The organism is Paenibacillus sp. LjRoot153 (assembly GCF_964253085.1).
Taxonomy (GTDB): domain Bacteria; phylum Bacillota; class Bacilli; order Paenibacillales; family NBRC-103111; genus Paenibacillus_E.
In genome coordinates this window covers 890,561-910,000 of record NZ_CAXUQH020000001.1, presented here as the reverse complement: position 1 = coordinate 910,000, position 19,440 = coordinate 890,561, and the positions used below count along the sequence as shown (strand labels likewise).

The window sequence follows — 19,440 nt, the reverse complement described above, 5'->3', positions numbered from 1 at the left end:
CCAGTATAGTGATGCCGATCATCATTTGTGTCCAACGCTTCGACATTAAAAAAGCACCTCTTTGCTAGAATCTATCACTCTAGTAAAAGGATGCCCGTATCTAGCAAATGTTAAACCTATCCACGTGTCGATTGAAAGAATTCAATTCGCTCGCCATCTAGCCCGTTAAAGAAGAAATACTTAGAGCCGTTCGGAAGTGTAGTAATTTCCGTATCCAATTGCTCAACCTCTAAAGCTTGAATTCTTGCGAATTCAGCATCAATATCATCTACGGTAAAAGCCAAGTGATGCACTTTGCCTTCCTGTGGCAAGTTTGCATTATAACCTTCAATTAATTCAACTTCTGTTTCATTTGTGGCATCAAAGCCAAGAAAACCAAGTCGGATAACGCCATTCGTGTGGAGTAACGTTCCTTTGTGCTTAAGTCCGATTACATGAACATAAAATGCAATAGACGCTTCTAAGTTTGCTACCATGACGCCGACATGTTCTAATTTCATAACGGTCATATGTATCTGCCTCCTTGTTCTAACCCCCTTCATTTTAGCTAAAAATAAAGCAAAGAGCTAGACCGAGATCAATACATTGGAATTGTCTCCATCTCTCCATTTAACGAGAAGAGTGTTACCTCTGTATTCGTGGCATGAACTAAACCCAGGTTATCAAATACTTCCCTTATCTGAGCATTATTTAAATACTTCGTTATCGTTTCAACTGCCCGGTATGAATATTCTTGGTACATAGCTTCGAAAAAAATAAGGACTTCTTTTTCCTCAATTACTACTTTCGTGTGCAGCATTCGCAACACCCCCGGTTCATATAGAATAATTGTATATTTGGGAAGCTAAGAAAGTATGAAGACTTCTTTAGGTTTATGTTAGGTTTTTAGACTTCGCCAAATTTGAGGTGTCTGTGTATAATGAAAACGAAAGCCACGAACGGGAGGGGCCAGAATGAGGTTGTTAAAACTACTGCAAATCTATGAGGTTGATGGGATTACCCCGAAGCATCGGTCAGATCGATTCGATTTCGATGAGATTCAAGGGCAAACATTTCGTGAAGTGAACCCGACCGAGGTAGGATGTCCAATGACGTTATCAGGGGTTCGGCAACATACACCATTCAAAACAACACGTGTGCAAGCGATCGACCAAGACGGACTAGATTTCCGTGTATTGACGCGCAACACTATTTATCATTTTGAAGTATATACAGAGCGTAATGTCCATTAACACAAAAGACCTTTAACTACTTCCATAATCGGGAGGCAGTTAGAGGTCTTTTGGGTTTATTTACTAAGCCAAACATGCATAAGCGAGAGGAGCTGGCTCACATGCAGCGGCTTGCTGATATAGTCAGATGCACCAGCCTGCAAGCAGATTTCTTTGTCCTGTTTCATTGCTTTGGCAGTAAGCGCGATGATCGGAACATCAGCATATTGACTATTTTTCCTAATGAGACGCATCGCTTCAAAGCCATCCATGACCGGCATCATGATATCCATGAGGATAAGCTCAATGCTAGAATCCTTTGCCAATAGCTCTAGGCACTCTTGTCCATTCTGCGCAACGCTCACAATGATACCTTCTTGCTCAAATGCATTACAAAGTGCAAATACGTTACGCACGTCATCATCAACAACAAGCACTTTCCTATCCTTAAATTGATTGATATTGTAATTCTCGAGTGCTGAAATGGTTTTACCGTTTTCTCGAACAAAATAGTCACTGATCGGGTTAGAAGTTGCCGCTGCTACCTCCATATGCGTAGCGTTAGTTCCCCCTATTAAAGAAGGCAACGAAGGTACGTATAACGTAAATGTACTCCCTCTACCTTCCTCACTCTGCATGTGGATACAACCTCCAAGGAGTCTGGCTAATTCCCGACTGATCGATAACCCCAGGCCTGTCCCTCCATATTTCCGATTGGTTGTACCATCAGCCTGAAGAAAAGGTTCGAAGATGACTTCTTGCTTGTCAGTTGGTATACCTATACCCGTATCCTTGACAGAAACCGCCATGACCTGCATGCGCTTGGCCGAAGGCAAAAGTTCCATAATTTGTTCCACGCTGCACATGCGAAATTCCACCTGAACAGAACCTTCATGAGTGAATTTAAACGCATTAGAAAGCAAATTTTTGATAATTTGACAGAGTCTCTGTTCATCCGTATAGAAAATATTAGGCACTCGAGCATCCATACCAATCCGAAATGTAAGCTTTCGTTGTTCAGCCACCTTCTCGAATTGGCTTTGCAAAAGCTCGGGTAGCCAGTCTGTGCGCAACTCACCGATATGAATGTCCAATTTACCCGCTTCAACTTTGGACAAATCCAATATATCATTAATAAGGAGCAGTAAATCATTTCCTGAAGAATGAATGACACGGGCATATTCTTGCTCGTCGTGCGTTAAGGTCTTACTATTGTTTTCCTGGAGCATTTGGGAAAGGATCAGTATACTGTTAAGCGGCGTTCGCAGCTCGTGAGACATGTTCGCCAAGAACTCCGATTTATACCGCGAGCTCAACTCCAACTGAATGGCATGCTCTTCAAAGGAGACTTTCATATGTTCGAGTTCCCTCGACCTTTCATCCGCATACCGATTTCTTTCCTCTAGCTGTACATTGGTCCGATGCAATTCTTCCTGTTGACTTTGAAGCTCTTCGGTCATCGCCTGATACTCTCGAAGGAGACGCTCAACCTCGACACGCGTTTGCACGCTATGCACGATTGTCCCTAACACCTCTAAGATGTCATCCAACAGACACATCTGAAGCGATGTAAATTTATCAAAAGAGGCCAACTCCATGATGGCGATGACTTCTTGATTATGAATGATCGGTACGATGAGGACACTTTGTGCACTCGCTGACCCCAGTCCTGATTTTAAACGAATATACGTTTCGGGGACATGTGTGAGATGTACAATTCGCTTTTCAATCGCACATTGGCCAATCAAGCCTTCTCCAAGATGAAAAAAAGGTTTACCGGCTTCAGCACTTTCCTCCATCGCCGCATAAAATGCCAACCTCATCATGCCAGCCTTAGCTTCGTGTATGCTTCGAATGTAGAAAACACCGAAGGAAGCTCCAAACAATTCCGCTGCTTTGCGAATAAAGGATGTCCCTAGCGTTTCCAAATCGGAAATACCTTGCAGCATATGGACCACCTCTGTCAACTTCCGTTGCTGCCACTCGATCTCTTCTTGGCTCTCTAGCAACGCATTGGTTGCGTCGGCCAGATCTTTCACCTCATCATTCATTGTGACATGAATGCGCTTTGAACGGTCCCGCTTCATGGAGCTCAGTTTGATGATGCTCTTAGTAACCTGTTTGATCGTCCCTACGATAGATTTTGAAATAACTAGCGCTGCTATCACTGAAAAAATGAGTACCACTCCCAACATGACAAATAAGGAGTTGGTCAACATTTCATTTTGAGCATCAAGGTGTGCCGCTCGCTCCTTCACGAATCCCATTTCAAGGCTGCGAAATCGACTCAATTGCGAACGAATATCTAGAATATTTTGATGAGCAATAAAGAAGGTGAAATTAAAATAACTTTCATTTTCAAGACCATTTCTCAGCGCTGGTAGGGTCCCGCCTGTTTGTATAAGCCAATTTTCGATAGATTCCTTGAGAGCGATCAAATTTTTCTCCTGAGCTGGCGTATCACTCGTTAACTCTCTCAGTTGATTAAAGGAATCTCTCCACTTGGTCTGTCCGGTCGTATAAGGTTCTAAATATTTAACTTCCCCCGTGAGTAAGTAGCCTCTTTGCCCGTTTTCCATATCCATGACGTATTTCTCAAGAAGATTTGACTCCCTATTGACGGCAAAATCATGCTCTATCACATAATTGCGATCTCGCTGCATGGCAGCTAACTGTTGATTAACAAGCACAAAAGAAAGGGTTAAGCAGAAAATGATGAACGCATATCCAATCATAATTTTGGCACGAATACCGAACCTAATTCCACTCACTCCGCTGCCACCCCTTCTACCAGATCAACACCTAATAATTGTATCATATACCAAACTAACATTAACGGGTATGCAAACTTTATACTTTACTACTTTACCGAGTTAATGTATCATTTGAATAAAGTATGGTATGAAAAGGAGTGTTGTACATGGAAGGTCCAGGTGTTGAAAATATCAATCCACGCAGCATTTTATCACGAATGAAGCCTTACACGCCCGGCAAACCAATCTGGGAGGTTCAACGTGAATTTGGGCTTACATCGGTTACCAAATTAGCATCCAACGAAAATCCATTAGGTCCCTCCCCTCTTGCTCTGGAAGCTATTCAAGCTTATTTATCTGACATTCATCGCTATCCAGATGCAGAGACCGTAAATCTTAGAGAAGCTATTGCGGAGAAACGCGGATTCTCGCCTGATCAAGTCCTTGTTACTAACGGCGGTGATGAGCTGATTACGCTGCTCTCCGAAACTTACTTAGAGCCTGGCGATGAAGTCATTGTACCCTCACCGACGTTTAGCGAGTACGAATTCGGAGCCAACTTACTTGGAGCCAGCATCATTAGCGTACCGCTTGGGGAGAACTATCGCTATGAAGTAGATGCTATTCTGGAGGTTGTCACAGAACGCACAAAAATGCTCTATATTTGTTCACCGAACAATCCAACGGGCACTTATATGACCAAAAAGGACCTGCACCGACTTGTGAAGAGCTTACCTTCACATGTGCTAGTAATCTTCGATGGTGCGTATAGCCATTTCGTTACGGCTGATGATTATTGCGATGGGCTTGCGCTAGTACGAGAAGGCTATCCTGTTGTTGTACTGCAAACATTTTCTAAAATCTACGGCTTAGCAGGCATACGTGTGGGATATGGCATCTCAGATGCAGATATTCTGCAACGGATCCGCCAGGTCAAAGAACCTTTCAATGTAAACACGCTCGCACAAGTTGGCGCCGTAGCTGCACTCAAGGATGATCAGCATCTTGAAGCAACAAGAACGAATAATGTTAAGGTGCGGGAGGAACTTTACACCGAATTGCGTACGCTAGCCATCCCTTTTACGCCAAGCATGAGTAATTTCGTACTCGTCGATCTAGGAACACAAGCTAAATCCATCTATGATAATTTGATGAGTCGCGGGGTTATCGTTCGGTATGGCGGAGGTTGGAATCTTCCTAATCATGTTCGAATTTCAATTGGAACTTCCGAAGAGAATGCGGTGCTTATTCAGGCCTTGAGGGAAATTGTCGCTGTTCTAGCATAGAAAGAACCCCCTTTCCTAAATCATTGGAGAGGGGGTCTTTCTAATTGGAGGCAGATCGTGGATGCGGCATGTAGCAGCTGAATTACGTACGATAATCTCCCCTTTTAAGAGGATGGTTTCCGCAGGTAAATCACGATTCTGGATTCGCCAAAATAGCACGTCCACACCACGTTTGCCAATGAGTTCTTTGGTAACATTGACGGTCGTAAGCTCGGCAATTATCGGGTAGTCCATTTCGATATTATCAAAACCAGTGACGGATACTTCTTCAGGTACTGAGATACCTAACGAACGTAAAGCGGCGATCGTGGATTGAGCAATCCGATCATTCGCACAAACGAGCGCAGAAGGCAGTGTTGATCTTTCCAGATGAGGCCGAAGAGCATCGCGAATTTGTTCTTCTTGAAGCTGCTGATCCAAGTTCTCCAAGTGCAGCAGCTTCTGAAATGCGCTCGGTTGATAAGGAATATCAGCCTCCTCTAACGCTTCACGAAAACCGTGCCAGCGCTCTCGAAAGCTTTTGGAAAAGGAAGTATTGCCTACGAATTGTACCGAGCGGTGTTCTAAACCAAGTAAATACTGAACGATCCGATAGGCACTTTCTCGATTATTCGCGAAAACCTGATCTGCTGAGATGAACGGATCATCGTGATCAAGCAATACCAGCGGAAGTCCTAAACGAATGACCTCCATCAGCAATGGACGAGAAATTTCTCCAACACCGATAACACCAGCTAAACCTTGGGGACGTAAGCTGCTGTTCAGCCCTTCTGCAGCGTTTAGCGTGAGGGTGAGCATGTCCGTCCCTCTAAGCTCCAGCTCTTTGGAGATGCCATCCAAGATTTTGCCCCAATAGGTGGACTCTTTCGTTTGAAAGCGGATGTTCGGCATCAACACAAGAACTGTGTTCCCCCCAGCTTCTGCCCCCTGGGTGCTCCATTTCTTATTGGTATCCAATTCACTAGGCGTGGTCTTCTTCTGAGTCAAATAGCCAAGCTGTCCGGCCAATTGCACAACGCGCTGTCTGGTTTCTACGCTGACGCCAGATTTCCCAGCTAAGGCTTTGGACACAACATACTTGGAGACGCCTAAACGATCTGCAATTTCTTGCATTGTAATTTTGCCTGCCAAGGCTCATCACCCATTCCATTATGTTCCTAGTTATTATCTATGAACGACGATAGAAGTCTTCTATTGTCTTCGCCGCCGGCTTCCCGTACATACAATAGTCATCATTACTGCTAGCCTCAGCTTCAGGGTATAGCTGCGCTGGCCAATCCCAAAGCATAAAGCCATGGAACCAGGGTCTTCTTCCGATTTTCTCAAACATGACGTGATAGTAATCGTCTTGCTCTTCCATGCTCAGAGCACCTGCCAGGCCCCAATCATTCGGCAGCATCGCTGAGCCTTCGCGGCTCGGACAACCCGCTTCCATGAAGAAGAATGGCTTCTCCTGCCCCGCCGCAAATGCCTCAAGCGTTGCTACACGCTCGTCCCATGTATCGATGGGATAGTAGCCGCTCGAGGAGATCACATCGACAGCGTCCCACCACGTGATGTTCGTCTCTTGGTATTTGTCACAATTGTACGTAATCATACCTGTGTAAACGGTTCTCAGCTGACGGATCAGCTCCCTCCACTCGGTCTCACGGCGATCTGTTTGCACCATTTCACAGCCAATGCAGAACATTTCGCAGCCCGTTTCCTGGGCGATACGTGCATAGTGAAGAATGAAATCGGTGTAGCTCGCGAACCAATCTCTCCACTTGGGCTCACAAGGTACATCCACGTCGAAGAAATTGATGTGCGCGCGCCATACGCCGTTGGCACAATTCACAACGGGTTTTAAACATACTTTGAGACCTAAACCGTGCGCCTTCTCGATCGCCCAAACGACCTCGGCATCGGTCACAGTTGGCTCTTCCTTATAATGAATTTCGGTAGCTTGCGGATGGTCTTGAAGTGCCGACAGCGCGATCGCCGTCCAGTTGACCCCCAGCTTCGCCATTTCCGTCATCGAGAAATCGGCGGTTCTATTAGCCCATGTACCTCGCGTACCTACCCAACCCCATGTCATCCCATTGATGTACTCCATGTTTACACATCCTATTCTTTGACTGAACCACTGACAATTCCCGAGAAAATAAAGCGCTGTAAGATTAAATAAAGGATCATCGTAGGCAGCATGACAATGAGAATGGCCGCACAAATAAGCTCCCAATGCGCACTATTCGGTCCCGCGAAGCGCATGAGTGACGTTGAAACTACCCCCAGCTTCTGGGACGGCATATACAAATACGGAATATACATATCGTTGTAGATACTGATCGTTTTCAAAATAACAGCCGTAGCCGTAGCTGGCCCCAAAAGTGGGAATATGATCATCCGATAGATTTTAAACAACGATGCGCCTTCCATCATCGCACTCTCGTCGAGGGAATACGGGATTTTACCAATAAATTGTAAGTACAAATAAATCTGAACCGCATCTGTACTCGCGTAGAGCAGGATAGCTGCACCTCTGGAGTTGAACAAATGCAAATCCTGAATGATACTAAACGTCGCAACTTGAGTAGTGATTAATGGAATAAACGTCGCAACTAGATAGGCGGCAAGAATCATTCCTTTACCTCGGAAGCTAAATCTCCCTAATGCATAGGCAACCATCGTGCCGAGGATGATATTAATAAGCAACGAGGAAGCCACGATAATCCCTGTGTTCATGAAAGCCTGACCCAGCTTCCCAACTTCCAATACCTTAGCAAAGTTAGTGAAGTTAAAGATGTTATTCGGTAAGCTAAATGGACTGGTGGTCGCATATTCCTGCGCACTTTTGAAGGCATTCACCACAACCACGTAGAGAGGAATTAGCACAGTCAGTACCGCTATCAGAAGTGAAGCATATTTCAAGATGCTCGTAAGGAGCTTCACACTTTTATTTTCCACCGACTATTCCTCCCCGCGCAAAATAAATTTACGTTGAATCGTGATAACGACCGTCACAATGATAAGCAGCACAATGGCCATCGCCGATGCCAATCCAATGCTGTTAAATTTGAAGGCGACATCGTTGACCTTGGTGACGAACGTATCACTCCCCGGCGCTGCGCCCGTGATGATATATGGAATATCGAATACCTCTAACGCACCCGAAACCGTGAGCAGCATATTCAGCTCAATGATCTTGCGGATATTTGGCAAAGTAATATAGATCAGCGTTTGGAAGGAGTTCGCGCCGTCAATTTTGGCAGCCTCATACAAATCTCCAGGAATGGATTGCAAAACCCCTAAATAGATAACCATATTAAAGCCCATATACTTCCATAAGGAGACCGAAGCGAGTGATATATTCACCAGATCTGTGTTGCCAAGCCAGCTTTGCTTAAAAGCACCTAAGCCAAAGGTGTCCAGCAGTGTATTTAATGTGCCGTGATCTGTGTTGAAAATGAATTGAAACATGTAGGCGGTAGCAACGCTATTAAGAATATAAGGTAAAAATAAAAAGACCCGAAACAGATTGCGTCCTTTTATTTTGGAGTTCAAAATGATAGCGAAATAAAGGGCTAGGATATTCTGAATAATACCGCCGACGAAATAATAAAAGTTGTGGCTGAAAACACCAAAAATCTCTTTATTCGAAAAAATCTCTTGGTAATTCGCAAACCCGATCCACTTAAACGACGTGCTGATGCCATCCCAATCCGTAAAGCTCAGTTGAATCAGACGCAGTGCTGGGTAAAACGTAAAGGTCGCAAGTAAAAGGAGCGGAATGGTCAAAAAGGACAGCAAAATGAGAATACGCTGCATTTTATACGTAAGATCTGGCATGACAATCCCTTCTTTACTCGTTAATAGAATGCGTGTTTCATGATGTGAAAAGGACTCTGACACGCTCGTCTGTAAGGTAGACCGCATCAGAGGTATGTTCTTGTATTAGTTACTACGAATTACTACTGCGAGCTATTGACCAACCGCTTTCTTCGCATCTGCCCATTTCTTATTCAGATCAGCGAGGCCTGCTTTAAAATCCTTGTTCAAAACGAGCTTCTGGATGTACGCGCCACCGAAGAAATCGATTTGTGCTTTGTTTGCAATGGTTCCATAAGCATCTGGATCTGGCTTACCTTGCAGGGTAGTCGGCTTCATAGCTAGGAATTCTTTCAACTGTGGCATCTTGGATTCTTTCGTTTTCAATGGTGGAATCATTCCCGCAAAGTCTGCATAGTCGGACTCTTCAACCATGAATTTCACGAACGCTTTCGCCGTTTCAATGTTTTTGCTGTTTTTCGCTACGCCATACATGTAATCTGCACCCATGTTAGCATTGTATTTACCGCTGTTATCATACGGCATTGGGAAGAATCCGATATCTTCCGATTTAGCACCATTTTCGATAATTTGCGGGATCACCCAGTTGCCAAGAAAGTACATGGCTGTTTTACCGCTAGCTACATCTTTCTTGGAGGATTCCCAGTCAGAGGACATCAAATCTTTCTCGGTGTAGCCCTTTTCTACAAACGTTTTCAAAATCGTAAGTGACTTATTATAAGGTGTCCCTTCCGCAAACGGAGCGTCGTTCTTCGTCATCGAACCGCGGAATTCCGGGTCTCCTGAAATTTCGAAGGCAATTACATCCCACTCGCTTAATGGCCATTTATCTTTAAAGTTGGTTGCTAGCGGTGTAATACCTGCTGTTTTCAATTTCTCTGCAGCCGCATAAAGCTCATCAAGCGTTTTGGGGACCGATGTAATACCCGCTTTTGCAAAGGCTTGCTTATTGTAAGCCACACCGTTGGTATTCACGCCGCTTGGAAGACCGAAGGTTTTGCCATCGGATGCTTTAATATCACTGAAGTAGACTTTATCATTCAAGCCAAGCTCATTCAGAGGAGTGTAATAATCGCCTAGTTTACCGTTAGGCACACCGTCCGGGATCATGTTCACGTCACCAAGCTCACCTGTGGACAACCGAACCTTCATCGTTGGGCCGTAGTCTTTGATCGCTTCAACTTCCACATCGGTTACAGCTGGATATTTCTTCTTGAAGGCATCCTTCCACTCTTTGAATTTCGTATCAACCAAATCAGTGCGGTGCGTAATAACCGTAATTTTACCTTTAATGTTTGCATTAGCCCCTGCTGCTGTTGCAGCAGGCGAATTCGCTGCTGCCGAAGGAGAAGCCGTAGAACTGTTATCTGTTGATTTACCACAAGCTGCTGTTACGGACATTGCAAGTACTAACGTTAAGCTAGTTGTTAGCCATTTTTTCAATTGAATTACCCCCTCGAAATAGTCAAACGCTCAACTTGGTATCGCTTACATGCTTATTATATTTTTCTGGCAAGGTGATAGATATGTACTTTTTTTGTTTTTATTGTATTATCTTTGCGTATTCTTCCTATTTCATGCTAACAAATTAGCTAACAACGTCTTTGTATTCCTTCGGCGTAAGACCAACTACTTTTTTGAATTGCTTGTTGAAGTAAGCAGGATCCTTGTAACCTACCATTTCCCCCACTTGATATGTCTTCAACTGCGTCTGTTCTTTGAGCAGCTCTTTCGCCTTATTCATACGAACAGATATGATGTATTCAATGACCGTAGTGCCTGTTTCCAGCTTGAACAGCTTGCTTAAATAGCTGGGAGTCAGGAAAACGCGTTTACTCAAGCTATTGAGATCCAGCGATTCTGCATACTCGAGCTCGATGATTTTTTTGATCTGATAGATTAGCACATGACCTTGGCTGCTCTTCTCCGTCATTAAATAACCTAGCCCCTCAAGGAGTTTGCGCCCAATCAACGCGCTCGCTTCCACGTAGGTAAAGCAAGCTTTAAGCTCAACCGTCCAATCCACCGATAAGGGAGCTAGATCGGCTTGTTCCTGACGTTTGCCCGCTTCTTTCTTCAAAGCATAGGATAGCGTCTCGACGAGCTCAAATAAATGATGCATCCGAATTTTGACGCTGCCTATTTCTTGGAGCATCTCCTTCACATGTGTTTCCATGGCAGGCATATCTAAAATTTCAATATCCTCAAGAACTCGCTTACGATAAGGTTCAACTCGGTGTAGAGTACCAAATCGAACTTGTCCAGCGATTGTGCGCGGAGCCCTTTCTTGACTGTAAAAATTAAATTCAAGTGCATACAGCGCCTCACGATATCCTTCTTCCCATGCGTCGAGGTTCGATGAAAGCTTACTGATCCCTATAGAAATACGGAAAGAACGTTCCTGATCAAAAACTTCGAGTTGCTTCCGCAGGGTATGGACATGGGCTTCTTCATAGGCGCTATATCCCAGAAGGATCACGCAAGTTCGCTCATCCATTTCCACCGCTCCCACTTGAATCGCAGCAGGATTGGGAGTTACATGGAGCTTTTTCAGCAAGGTTGTCAAGGGAATCGAGATGTCCGTTCGGATCAGTACCAATAGATAGGCGGATATCTCAGCATAGGACGGATTGTAATGGGACAGGTTATTTCCCTTAGTAAGCTTGTCCATTTTGCCGAATAGAATGTCATGTATCGGCAATTCCGCGTGATCCGCAGGGCCCTCTTGCGACGCTTTATTCGGGAGTTCCATCGCTAATTGCGATAGCAGTTGATAAAACTCCTGCTTGTCTACAGGCTTCAGCAAATACCCAGAAACGCCCGAAGAAATTGCAGAACGCGCATATTCAAATTCGCCATAGCCGCTCAGGATGACACATTTCGTATCGATATATAACTGTTTAATCGTTTTCGCTAGTTCTAAGCCCGTCATGCCAGACATTTTGATATCTGTAATCACCACATCAGGTTTATGTTTCTTCAACCCTTCCAGGCACTCCGCTCCGCTCGCATAAACCCCTATGATTTCGTACTGCGGGGACGCTTTAACAATCAATTTGGACAGACCGAGCCGAATTTTCTCTTCATCATCCACGATCATGATTTTCATGTAAGCCCTCCTAAAAGTTTTTCGACAGAAAAACTGGCATCGTAAGCATAAGCTTAATTCCTTTAGCATTAAGTGGAAAGATTCGTTCACACATTAAAAGGCAGCGTCACAATGACCGTGGTACCTTCTCCCTGCTGACTGGAAATACGCAGGCCGTAAGCGGGACCGTAATGCAAATTAATTCGTTCATCTACATTCAATAAACCTATGCCCGAAGTGACATCTTCTCCGCTAGGATCTTGGCGTGTTTGGATGCGTTTATTTAACGCCGCTAATCTTCCTTCCGCTATCCCTGCGCCATTATCCTGAAAATAGAAGGTAAGGATGTGGCCGCTAATCTCATAGGATACATGAATATGAATCGCTTCATCACTACCCTCGGTCTGACCATGGACAATCGTGTTCTCAATGATCGGCTGAAAAAGCAGCGGAATAACTACATAATGCCGTAGTAAATACAAGTCCTGCACCGTCAATTTAAACTTATCGTGATAACGATAATTGATAATTTGGACGTACGTTCTAAGATGATCGAATTCATGCTCCAGCGTCACCGTCCCCTTCATCGGCTTATAGCTGTGACGGAACAGTTTGCCTAATGCGGCAATCATTTCCGCTGTTTCTTCATCATCGTTAATCTCCGCCGTCATCCGAATGGTCTCAAGTGTGTTATATAAGAAATGCGGATTAATCTGATTCTGGAGTGCGGCTAATTCCGCTTCCTTCTTCCGCCCCTCAATTATATACACCTGCCCAATAAGCTCTTTAATTCGTTCAAGCATCGAGTTAAAATGGTGCCCTAGACGGCCGGCCTCATCCTTCGTTTGCACATGGAAACTAACATCCAAGTCGCCGTTCTCCGCCTTTTTCATTAACCGCATTAACTTCTTCATCGGCTTGGTTAACGCAATGGATAGCAAAATTGAAATAAACAAGGCGAAGGTCACAATCAGACAGGTAACAATTAGCGTAATGTTCTGAGTTTGCATCGCTTCTTTCATGATTTGATCCAGAGGGATACGGATGATCGTTTTCCAACCCGTTTTCAGCGACTGCGAATAGATACATAGGTAGCGTACGCCATCAATTTCTTTAATAAAATCGCCCGATGTCCCTGCAGCCAATTGCACAAGCGGATCATCCTCAATGCGCTCGGTAATCCTTTTCTGCTCGGTATCATAAATAACTTGACTGTTCTCATCAATCATGAGCACTTTCCCGTTAGCTGCCGTTTCCAAATCACGCACCAAATTCTGAATGACACTAATATTTGCATCTACAGCGATCGTACCGATCGACTCCTGTGTATAGAAATCACGAATATCCCGAATGACGGTAAAAGCAAATTTCCCAGTCTGCCAATTAGCTAATTGTTGTGTGCTTAAGAAAACAGAACGGCCGCCCGCATCTCGAGCAAGGCGCTTCCACTCACCCGAGCGCTCTTCCAAATCCGTTCGGACGCCGCCTGACACGATGGTATAGTATTTATTGTTATTGTTATCAAAAATATAAATGGAGTTCGTTCCGCGCTTAATATTATTCATAATGCGAATATAATTTTCCATCTCGACCTGCTTGATCGTTAGGCCCTGCTGTTTGTCTTCCAGCAGCTGTTGAAGCGATGTTAAGTAGAGGGGAATTTGAGAAATTTGCTCCATATCCCCAATATAATCGTCCAGTCGATTTGTAATATTGTTCGTTAATTGCAGCGCATACAGGGTCGTGTTTTTCTTAATCGACTTGGAGTAATTCTGATAGGATATATAACCTGTCAGCATGATTGGTAAAATGATAAGAAAAACAAAAACGATGATCAGCTTTTTCTCCATCGACATATTCGACATCCGTGTCCGCCTCCGCTTCGTGATCGTTCAGGAAATCGAACGCATGATGTTCATTATAGTCAGTTGCCCTATAAATGAAAACTGCCCTTTACCTACTAGGATCGCATTTGTTTGGGCTCTATCAACTATGGTACAATGCTATCAATCATAGTCTCATGGGGGTACATCATGCTAAAAGAATTCAAGGATTTTGCATTCAAAGGAAACATGCTCGACCTTGCTGTCGGGGTTATTATTGGGGGAGCTTTTGGTAAGGTTATTACTTCTATTGTGAATGACTTGGTCATGCCACTCGTCGGTTTACTCATTGGAAAAGTGAATTTCAATGATTTGTATGTGGCATTGGATGGAAAACATTACGAAACATTTGCTGACGCTGCCAAAAGCACCGCTGTCTTTAGATACGGACAATTCCTATCAACCTTCTTGGATTTCTTGATCGTCGCGTTCGTTATCTTCATGGTTGTCCGCCAAATCGGCAAGTTCCGTAAGAAGGAAGCACCGAAGGAAAAAGCGGTTACTACCAAAGATTGCCCTCATTGCTTGTCTGAAATACCTGCGCAAGCTTCGCGCTGCAAGTTCTGTACTTCCGAACTTTCCTCCGGTGGTAAGGTTAGCGGCAGCATTCAATAGATCAGTAGAGAAAGAGCCCGTGTCGGATTACGACGCGGGCTCTTTCGTTCTCAAGTCGGCGATCTCGCCTTGTTCGAATGCATTCGCTTGCAGCAGGTGCAACAGCTGCTTCGCGGTATCTTCAGGGGAGCGCAGCTCCCCCTGCTCTTGAAGCTGGACGAACCGGCTCACCTGCGGGAAGTCCTCTTCCGAGGCAGCGCGAATCTCCCGCTGCATATCGGTATCCACCACACCAGGTGCGACGCTGAAGATCAGCACTGGGTGTGGATGTTTCGACTGCTCGACGCCGACGCAGCGCGTCAGCATGTCCAGCCCGGCTTTGGCGGTGCAGTATGCACCCCAGCCGGGGTAGGGCTTGCGCCCCGCGCCCGAGGAGATGCCGACGACCCGCTTCACAATCGGCCACGCCTGCGTGAGCCGAATGAAGCTGTTCGTCAGCACCGCGGGTGCGACGAGATTGACCTGCAGGCTGCGCTGCAGGTCGTCTGGGGCTGCTCGGCCGATCGACGTCATCGGCTCGATCATGCCCGCATTGTTGATGAGCGTGACGGAAGCCACGCCATCTGGTTTCGCGAGGATTCGCTCCATGAGCGAATCGATGCCTTCGGTTTGCGCCAAATCGTAAGCATGGAAGGTCAGCTGACCTTCCATGCGCAGCGCCTCTTGGCGCAAGGTCTCGTTCTCGCTGCGGGAAATGCAGTGAACCGCAGCTCCATGCTCTAGCAGCTGCCGGATGATGGCAGCGCCGAGGCCTTTGGAACCGCCAGTAATGATGTAAGTATCCATATGGTATGCAGGCCCTCCTCTAACTTTTGAAAAGCTTAGGCTTATAGATGGCAAGAACGGATACGTATCCATTCTCTTTACCTTCGTTTAGAATGAGTTCAAAATCAATTTGAAGCTGCTTCACACCGCTGATATCCATGATTTCGTAGGGGAGTTTACCATTACTCACTAAGAAATCTGTTTTCGTGGCCAACAGCCTCCCATCACCGTACACTGTTATTTTCGCAGGACGGTTAAAGTTACTATTTTTATCATCAAAGGTATAGTTGAATGCAAACGTTTTATAGGTTCCTCCTAAATCATAGGTAATGGATTGCCGTGGGTGTTGTCCATCTAATTTGGCACCAATACCATGAGCGTATAGCTTACCCTCTCTTTGCAAAGGGTACACGTCGGAATCCACTGAACTTGCATCAATGCGAACACGCTTCAACACGTTAGAACCCACGATTTTCAAATACGGTAATTCAGTTAAATAAACAGCACCCTCTCGCGCAGCTTCTTCCATTTCCGCTTTGTATTCAGCCGTTTTGGTATTCGTATGAACATTAAAGGTAGAATAGGTTGTTTCTAAATCATTCGCTTGTGTAGGCGCTGTATTAACAGGTGGAGGTGTTGGTTTAGGTGTGGATGGCGGCACCTGCGTTGGTGTCGGTGTTGGCTTTGGCGTGCTAGTATAATCCTTTGCATCTTTATACGGAACCCCCTCCGGCGTGCTTACACCAGCAGTTGAACTTTGTAAAATGATGGTTTGACTTACTTGATCCCAATCCACCAAAAGTCCAGCCGCTTCACCTACTGCTCGCAATGGGACATAAGAGGATCCTTCGTAAATAATCGGGCTTATGGCCTTGCCATCAGGATCCTTCGGCGACCACGATTTTCCATTCAAAGTGAACTTAATCTCATGATTAAGAAATGCCTGAATTTGTTCGATATTTGCAGCGGCATATCCTCCTACACCAACACCAAGCCCAAGTGTCGAGATGAATAAAGCAGAAATGACAATCTTTTTCATAATGCGAATGAGACCCCTTTTTTATTTATTATTTTTTTTACTACGAACATGTACAAAACATAGACAAGAACGATCACATACGATACCATCACGATGTTCGACTCCTAGCGTTTTGAAACACTTTGTAGATAAGCCGTTATACTATCCCTATATACTTGACCCATCGTCTCCGGTAGATCATGCAAATCAAAATACTGCAAATCTCGGGTTTCCGCCGTTTCTATGGCTAACTCACCTGTAGCTTCGCTCGCCATATAAGCCGTAGTCACTGCGTAAAATTCATCTCCATTGGAAAGCGTGTAATGATACTGAGCGCCAGAAAACACACCTACTAATGCTAAGTCCCCAACTTTCAAACCTGTTTCTTCAAAAAATTCGCGTCGAGCTGTATCTTCTAGAGACTCACCCAAATCCATAAGTCCTCCTGGCAGCCCCCAGGTCTCATTCGGCCTTTGTTGTAGTAGAACCTGTCCCAGGTCATTAACCAAGATCACGACTGCTCCAGGCAAAATGATGGGATGATGCCCTACGAATTGTCTAAGCTGCTTATAGTACTCCATGACGATTACACCTCGACCGCAGGGATTTGAAAATATCCCTTATTTTAACATAACAAACGTCTCCTTGAACAAAAAAATCTGCTGCGTAATCGCAACAGATCCTCTTCCACCTTTATTTAATTATACACACCTAAGCTGTTAAGCTCATCTTCCATCTCTTGTCTGAATATCCCTTTATCGTGTTCTTCCATAAAAGCGGCCTCCACACCATTCATGATCAACTTCACTAGCTCTGGTGTTGTAAAAGCGAATCGATCGGCAATTGTGCGATACTCCTTCGTAATATCGGTTCCCGACACACTAGGATTATCGGTGTTGATCGTTACGATCAAACCTTGATCCAAGTATTCCCGGATCGGATACGCCTCCCACGAAGCTACAGCCTTCGTTTGGATATTGGAGATGGGACACATTTCTAATGGGATACGTCGATCTTTGATCATCTCTAAAATATCGGCATTCTCCCGAAGCCTTACCCCATGCCCGATTCGGGTGGCACCTAGATGTGTGACCGCCTCATAGACGTTAACCGCACCTGCTGCCTCGCCGGCATGAATGGTAACAGGAATGCCCAGTTTATGTGATCTTGCGAACACTTCTCGGAAAAACTCAGGCGGATAGTTCGCCTCATCACCAGCCAAATCAACAGCAACTACGCCCTTCCCTACGAATTTGGCGGCTGCTTCAATGACTTCCAAGTTATCTGCACAAGGGTGATTCCGCATACAAATGGCAATAACACCGAATCTCGTTCCAAAATCGCGTTGCGCGCGCTTTAATCCTTGCGTGACATAGTGGAACGTCTCTTCCAGCGTTAACCCCATGTTGCGATGCAGCTGAGGCGCGAAACGCACCTCCACATAACGACAGTTATGCTCCACGGATTGCTCAACGACTTCATAAGCTACACGCTCTAAAGCCGCACCTGTTTGTAGGAAGCGTGTCGTAAAATCGAATTTCCCTAAGTATTCAATCAGACTGCCACAATTGTCTGTCACTCGCATATGCGGTATCAATCCATCCTTATCGTAAACAGGGAGTGATATGCCTTGTTCGAGAGCGAGCTCCAAAATCGTCTCGGGCTTCACACTTCCATCCAAATGTAAATGAAGATCCACCTTCGGTAATCTCGCTAACAAATCATTTGTTCGCATGTGAGCCATCTCCCATCTCTCCCTTGTCTCTCTTTGACGCTAGCGCGCTAGAGAAGAATTTTAATTACTTTAAACGAATGTAATGGTTATGTCAATATATATGACAAATAATTTATTTTATTAGTATATGCGTTAAGTTATCTAACATTTACATTATTGTTTATAAAATTAAAAAAATCCACATCAGGCTACTAAGCCTACTGTGGATTTCTATGTTTTGTCTCTACGAAGCCCTCGTTCGAACTAATAAGTACAGAAAATACGGCGCCCCGATAACAGCGGCCACAATCCCCGTCGGAACCTCTGTTGGCTGAAACATCCCTCGAGAAATCGTATCCGCGATGATCAGCAGCAGCCCTCCTGTGAGGGCAGAGGCTGGAATCAAGTATTGATGCTTGGGTCCAACTAACCTTCGTGCCAGATGCGGACCGATCAACCCTACGAAGCCAATTCCACCACCGACCGCAACGCATGCGCCTGCAAGAGCAACTGCTGCGGCTAGCAATCCAAGTCGTTCCCGTTCCATTCTTATCCCGAGTCCAATGGACGTCATCTCCCCCAGATTCAGTACATTCAGCACATTGGCTTTGAACATGACGAAAGGAATGAGAACAACGATCCACGGTAATAGGGCGAGAACAAACTTCCAGTTGGTTCCCCAAATGCTACCCGCTAACCAGACCTGAACGAACTGAAAATCCGTCGGATCCAAGCGAATGCTAAGTACAATCATCAGAGAAGCAATACCAGCGGAAACCGCGATACCCACAAGGAGCAGGCGGGATGACGAAATCCCTTTTCCTTTGACATACGAAAGCGTATAGATCAACAGAGCGGCCAAACCTGCGCCCAGCATAGCGATCATCGGCATGAAGAACAACGGTCCCGCAGCATTATTTGGGTAAAAGGAAACGACCAGAATGATTGCAAGTCCTGCTCCTGCATTAATGCCCAGAATACCTGGATCAGCTAGCATATTTCGTGAAATCCCCTGTAAGATGGCTCCAGAAACCGCCAAACCCGCTCCAACTAGAATCGAAATCACGATACGTGGTAGTCGGAAATCAAATAGAATAATGCCTTGTTTGGCGGTCCCGCCTCCAAAAAACGTCCGAAGCACCTCAAGAGGACTCAAACGAATCACGCCTGTATTCATACTTATAATAAAAACGATGATAATAAGGACCATTAAAATCGACATCACCGCGATCGCTTTAGCCAATCTCGGTTTCTTTATGCTTCCAGATGGCATGGATGT

Annotated in this window: 18 protein-coding genes and 1 pseudogene (1 of these 19 running past the window's edge); 3 read left to right on the top strand and 16 right to left on the bottom strand. The window is 45.1% G+C overall.

The genetic code is table 11. The features are described 5' to 3' along the window. From ACSQ8P_RS04150 to ACSQ8P_RS04140, 3 genes are all read right to left on the bottom strand, one after another. Window positions 1-46 carry the start of a YwmB family TATA-box binding protein gene (locus ACSQ8P_RS04150; RefSeq protein WP_436234019.1) on the bottom strand. Its footprint begins 704 nt before the window's first position, so the window shows 46 of its 750 coding nt (coding positions 1-46); its start codon is at window positions 44-46; the stop codon falls past the left edge of the window. Between the two features lie 70 nt (window positions 47-116). Then, the gene (locus ACSQ8P_RS04145) at window positions 117-509 is read right to left on the bottom strand and encodes a VOC family protein (protein WP_436234018.1); all 393 of its coding nucleotides are present in this window, start codon (window positions 507-509) and stop codon (window positions 117-119) included. Window positions 510-577: 68 nt separating this feature from the next. Beyond that, window positions 578-799 (bottom strand): hypothetical protein, encoded by a 222-nt coding sequence (locus ACSQ8P_RS04140; RefSeq protein ID WP_436234017.1) that lies wholly within the window; start codon window positions 797-799, stop codon window positions 578-580. A gap of 154 nt (window positions 800-953) precedes the next feature. On the opposite strand from ACSQ8P_RS04140, the gene ACSQ8P_RS04135 reads away from it, so the two are divergent. Continuing rightward, the gene (locus tag ACSQ8P_RS04135; RefSeq protein ID WP_436234016.1) at window positions 954-1,232 is read left to right on the top strand and encodes a hypothetical protein; all 279 of its coding nucleotides are present in this window, start codon (window positions 954-956) and stop codon (window positions 1,230-1,232) included. A 95-nt stretch (window positions 1,233-1,327) separates the two neighbouring features. Here the strand turns inward: ACSQ8P_RS04135 and ACSQ8P_RS04130 are convergent. Then, window positions 1,328-3,982: pseudogene (locus ACSQ8P_RS04130) on the bottom strand (ATP-binding protein); the annotation flags it as partial. 149 nt (window positions 3,983-4,131) lie between these two features. Between ACSQ8P_RS04130 and hisC the strand changes: the two are divergent. Further along, entirely contained in the window at window positions 4,132-5,250 is a 1,119-nt protein-coding gene (gene hisC / locus ACSQ8P_RS04125; protein ID WP_436234015.1) for a histidinol-phosphate transaminase, read from the top strand. A gap of 15 nt (window positions 5,251-5,265) precedes the next feature. Here hisC and ACSQ8P_RS04120 read toward each other — a convergent pair whose 3' ends face one another. The 7 genes from ACSQ8P_RS04120 to ACSQ8P_RS04090 all read right to left on the bottom strand — a co-directional run bounded on the left by ACSQ8P_RS04120 (window position 5,266) and on the right by ACSQ8P_RS04090 (window position 14,031). Next, entirely contained in the window at window positions 5,266-6,363 is a 1,098-nt protein-coding gene (locus ACSQ8P_RS04120; protein WP_436234014.1) for a LacI family DNA-binding transcriptional regulator, read from the bottom strand. A 55-nt stretch (window positions 6,364-6,418) separates the two neighbouring features. Next, window positions 6,419-7,345: a glycoside hydrolase family 113 gene (locus ACSQ8P_RS04115; RefSeq protein WP_436234013.1), complete on the bottom strand. Its 927-nt coding sequence runs from the start codon at window positions 7,343-7,345 to the stop codon at window positions 6,419-6,421. 11 nt (window positions 7,346-7,356) lie between these two features. Continuing rightward, on the bottom strand, window positions 7,357-8,196 hold the full coding sequence (locus tag ACSQ8P_RS04110; protein ID WP_436234012.1) for a carbohydrate ABC transporter permease: 840 nt from the start codon (window positions 8,194-8,196) through the stop codon (window positions 7,357-7,359). Between the two features lie 3 nt (window positions 8,197-8,199). Then, on the bottom strand, window positions 8,200-9,078 hold the full coding sequence (locus ACSQ8P_RS04105; protein ID WP_436234011.1) for a carbohydrate ABC transporter permease: 879 nt from the start codon (window positions 9,076-9,078) through the stop codon (window positions 8,200-8,202). 132 nt (window positions 9,079-9,210) lie between these two features. Further along, window positions 9,211-10,521 carry an ABC transporter substrate-binding protein gene (locus ACSQ8P_RS04100; protein WP_436234010.1) on the bottom strand — a complete coding sequence of 437 codons (1,311 nt, stop codon included), beginning with the start codon at window positions 10,519-10,521 and terminating at the stop codon, window positions 9,211-9,213. Between the two features lie 145 nt (window positions 10,522-10,666). Next, the gene (locus ACSQ8P_RS04095; RefSeq protein ID WP_436234009.1) at window positions 10,667-12,187 is read right to left on the bottom strand and encodes a response regulator; all 1,521 of its coding nucleotides are present in this window, start codon (window positions 12,185-12,187) and stop codon (window positions 10,667-10,669) included. 86 nt (window positions 12,188-12,273) lie between these two features. Beyond that, the gene (locus ACSQ8P_RS04090) at window positions 12,274-14,031 is read right to left on the bottom strand and encodes a sensor histidine kinase (RefSeq protein WP_436234008.1); all 1,758 of its coding nucleotides are present in this window, start codon (window positions 14,029-14,031) and stop codon (window positions 12,274-12,276) included. Window positions 14,032-14,199: 168 nt separating this feature from the next. Between ACSQ8P_RS04090 and mscL the strand changes: the two genes are divergently transcribed. Further along, window positions 14,200-14,664 (top strand): large conductance mechanosensitive channel protein MscL, encoded by a 465-nt coding sequence (gene mscL / locus ACSQ8P_RS04085; protein ID WP_056620698.1) that lies wholly within the window; start codon window positions 14,200-14,202, stop codon window positions 14,662-14,664. 27 nt (window positions 14,665-14,691) lie between these two features. Here the strand turns inward: mscL and ACSQ8P_RS04080 are convergent, their stop codons facing one another. The 5 genes from ACSQ8P_RS04080 to ACSQ8P_RS04060 all read right to left on the bottom strand — a co-directional run bounded on the left by ACSQ8P_RS04080 (window position 14,692) and on the right by ACSQ8P_RS04060 (window position 19,434). Beyond that, entirely contained in the window at window positions 14,692-15,450 is a 759-nt protein-coding gene (locus ACSQ8P_RS04080) for a (S)-benzoin forming benzil reductase (protein ID WP_436234007.1), read from the bottom strand. A gap of 19 nt (window positions 15,451-15,469) precedes the next feature. Beyond that, on the bottom strand, window positions 15,470-16,468 hold the full coding sequence (locus ACSQ8P_RS04075; protein ID WP_436234006.1) for an NPCBM/NEW2 domain-containing protein: 999 nt from the start codon (window positions 16,466-16,468) through the stop codon (window positions 15,470-15,472). Between the two features lie 104 nt (window positions 16,469-16,572). Beyond that, entirely contained in the window at window positions 16,573-17,028 is a 456-nt protein-coding gene (locus ACSQ8P_RS04070; RefSeq protein ID WP_436234005.1) for an NUDIX hydrolase, read from the bottom strand. Window positions 17,029-17,144: 116 nt separating this feature from the next. After that, window positions 17,145-18,182 carry an adenosine deaminase gene (gene add / locus ACSQ8P_RS04065; protein ID WP_436234004.1) on the bottom strand — a complete coding sequence of 346 codons (1,038 nt, stop codon included), beginning with the start codon at window positions 18,180-18,182 and terminating at the stop codon, window positions 17,145-17,147. Between the two features lie 223 nt (window positions 18,183-18,405). Then, complete coding sequence (locus tag ACSQ8P_RS04060; RefSeq protein ID WP_436239452.1) at window positions 18,406-19,434, bottom strand: FecCD family ABC transporter permease; 1,029 nt, start codon at window positions 19,432-19,434, stop codon at window positions 18,406-18,408. Window positions 19,435-19,440: the final 6 nt, after the last annotated feature.

Coding starts and splice junctions, on each gene's coding strand:
- ACSQ8P_RS04080 (WP_436234007.1), bottom strand. CDS start 15,450: ATGGATACTTACATCATTACTGGCGGTTCCAAAGGCCTCGGCGCTGCC.
- hisC (WP_436234015.1), top strand. CDS start 4,132: ATGGAAGGTCCAGGTGTTGAAAATATCAATCCACGCAGCATTTTATCA.
- ACSQ8P_RS04095 (WP_436234009.1), bottom strand. CDS start 12,187: ATGAAAATCATGATCGTGGATGATGAAGAGAAAATTCGGCTCGGTCTG.
- ACSQ8P_RS04115 (WP_436234013.1), bottom strand. CDS start 7,345: ATGGAGTACATCAATGGGATGACATGGGGTTGGGTAGGTACGCGAGGT.
- ACSQ8P_RS04145 (WP_436234018.1), bottom strand. CDS start 509: ATGACCGTTATGAAATTAGAACATGTCGGCGTCATGGTAGCAAACTTA.
- mscL (WP_056620698.1), top strand. CDS start 14,200: ATGCTAAAAGAATTCAAGGATTTTGCATTCAAAGGAAACATGCTCGAC.
- ACSQ8P_RS04135 (WP_436234016.1), top strand. CDS start 954: ATGAGGTTGTTAAAACTACTGCAAATCTATGAGGTTGATGGGATTACC.
- ACSQ8P_RS04075 (WP_436234006.1), bottom strand. CDS start 16,468: ATGAAAAAGATTGTCATTTCTGCTTTATTCATCTCGACACTTGGGCTT.
- ACSQ8P_RS04070 (WP_436234005.1), bottom strand. CDS start 17,028: ATGGAGTACTATAAGCAGCTTAGACAATTCGTAGGGCATCATCCCATC.
- ACSQ8P_RS04120 (WP_436234014.1), bottom strand. CDS start 6,363: ATGCAAGAAATTGCAGATCGTTTAGGCGTCTCCAAGTATGTTGTGTCC.
- ACSQ8P_RS04140 (WP_436234017.1), bottom strand. CDS start 799: ATGCTGCACACGAAAGTAGTAATTGAGGAAAAAGAAGTCCTTATTTTT.
- ACSQ8P_RS04105 (WP_436234011.1), bottom strand. CDS start 9,078: ATGCCAGATCTTACGTATAAAATGCAGCGTATTCTCATTTTGCTGTCC.
- ACSQ8P_RS04060 (WP_436239452.1), bottom strand. CDS start 19,434: ATGCCATCTGGAAGCATAAAGAAACCGAGATTGGCTAAAGCGATCGCG.
- ACSQ8P_RS04090 (WP_436234008.1), bottom strand. CDS start 14,031: ATGTCGAATATGTCGATGGAGAAAAAGCTGATCATCGTTTTTGTTTTT.
- add (WP_436234004.1), bottom strand. CDS start 18,182: ATGCGAACAAATGATTTGTTAGCGAGATTACCGAAGGTGGATCTTCAT.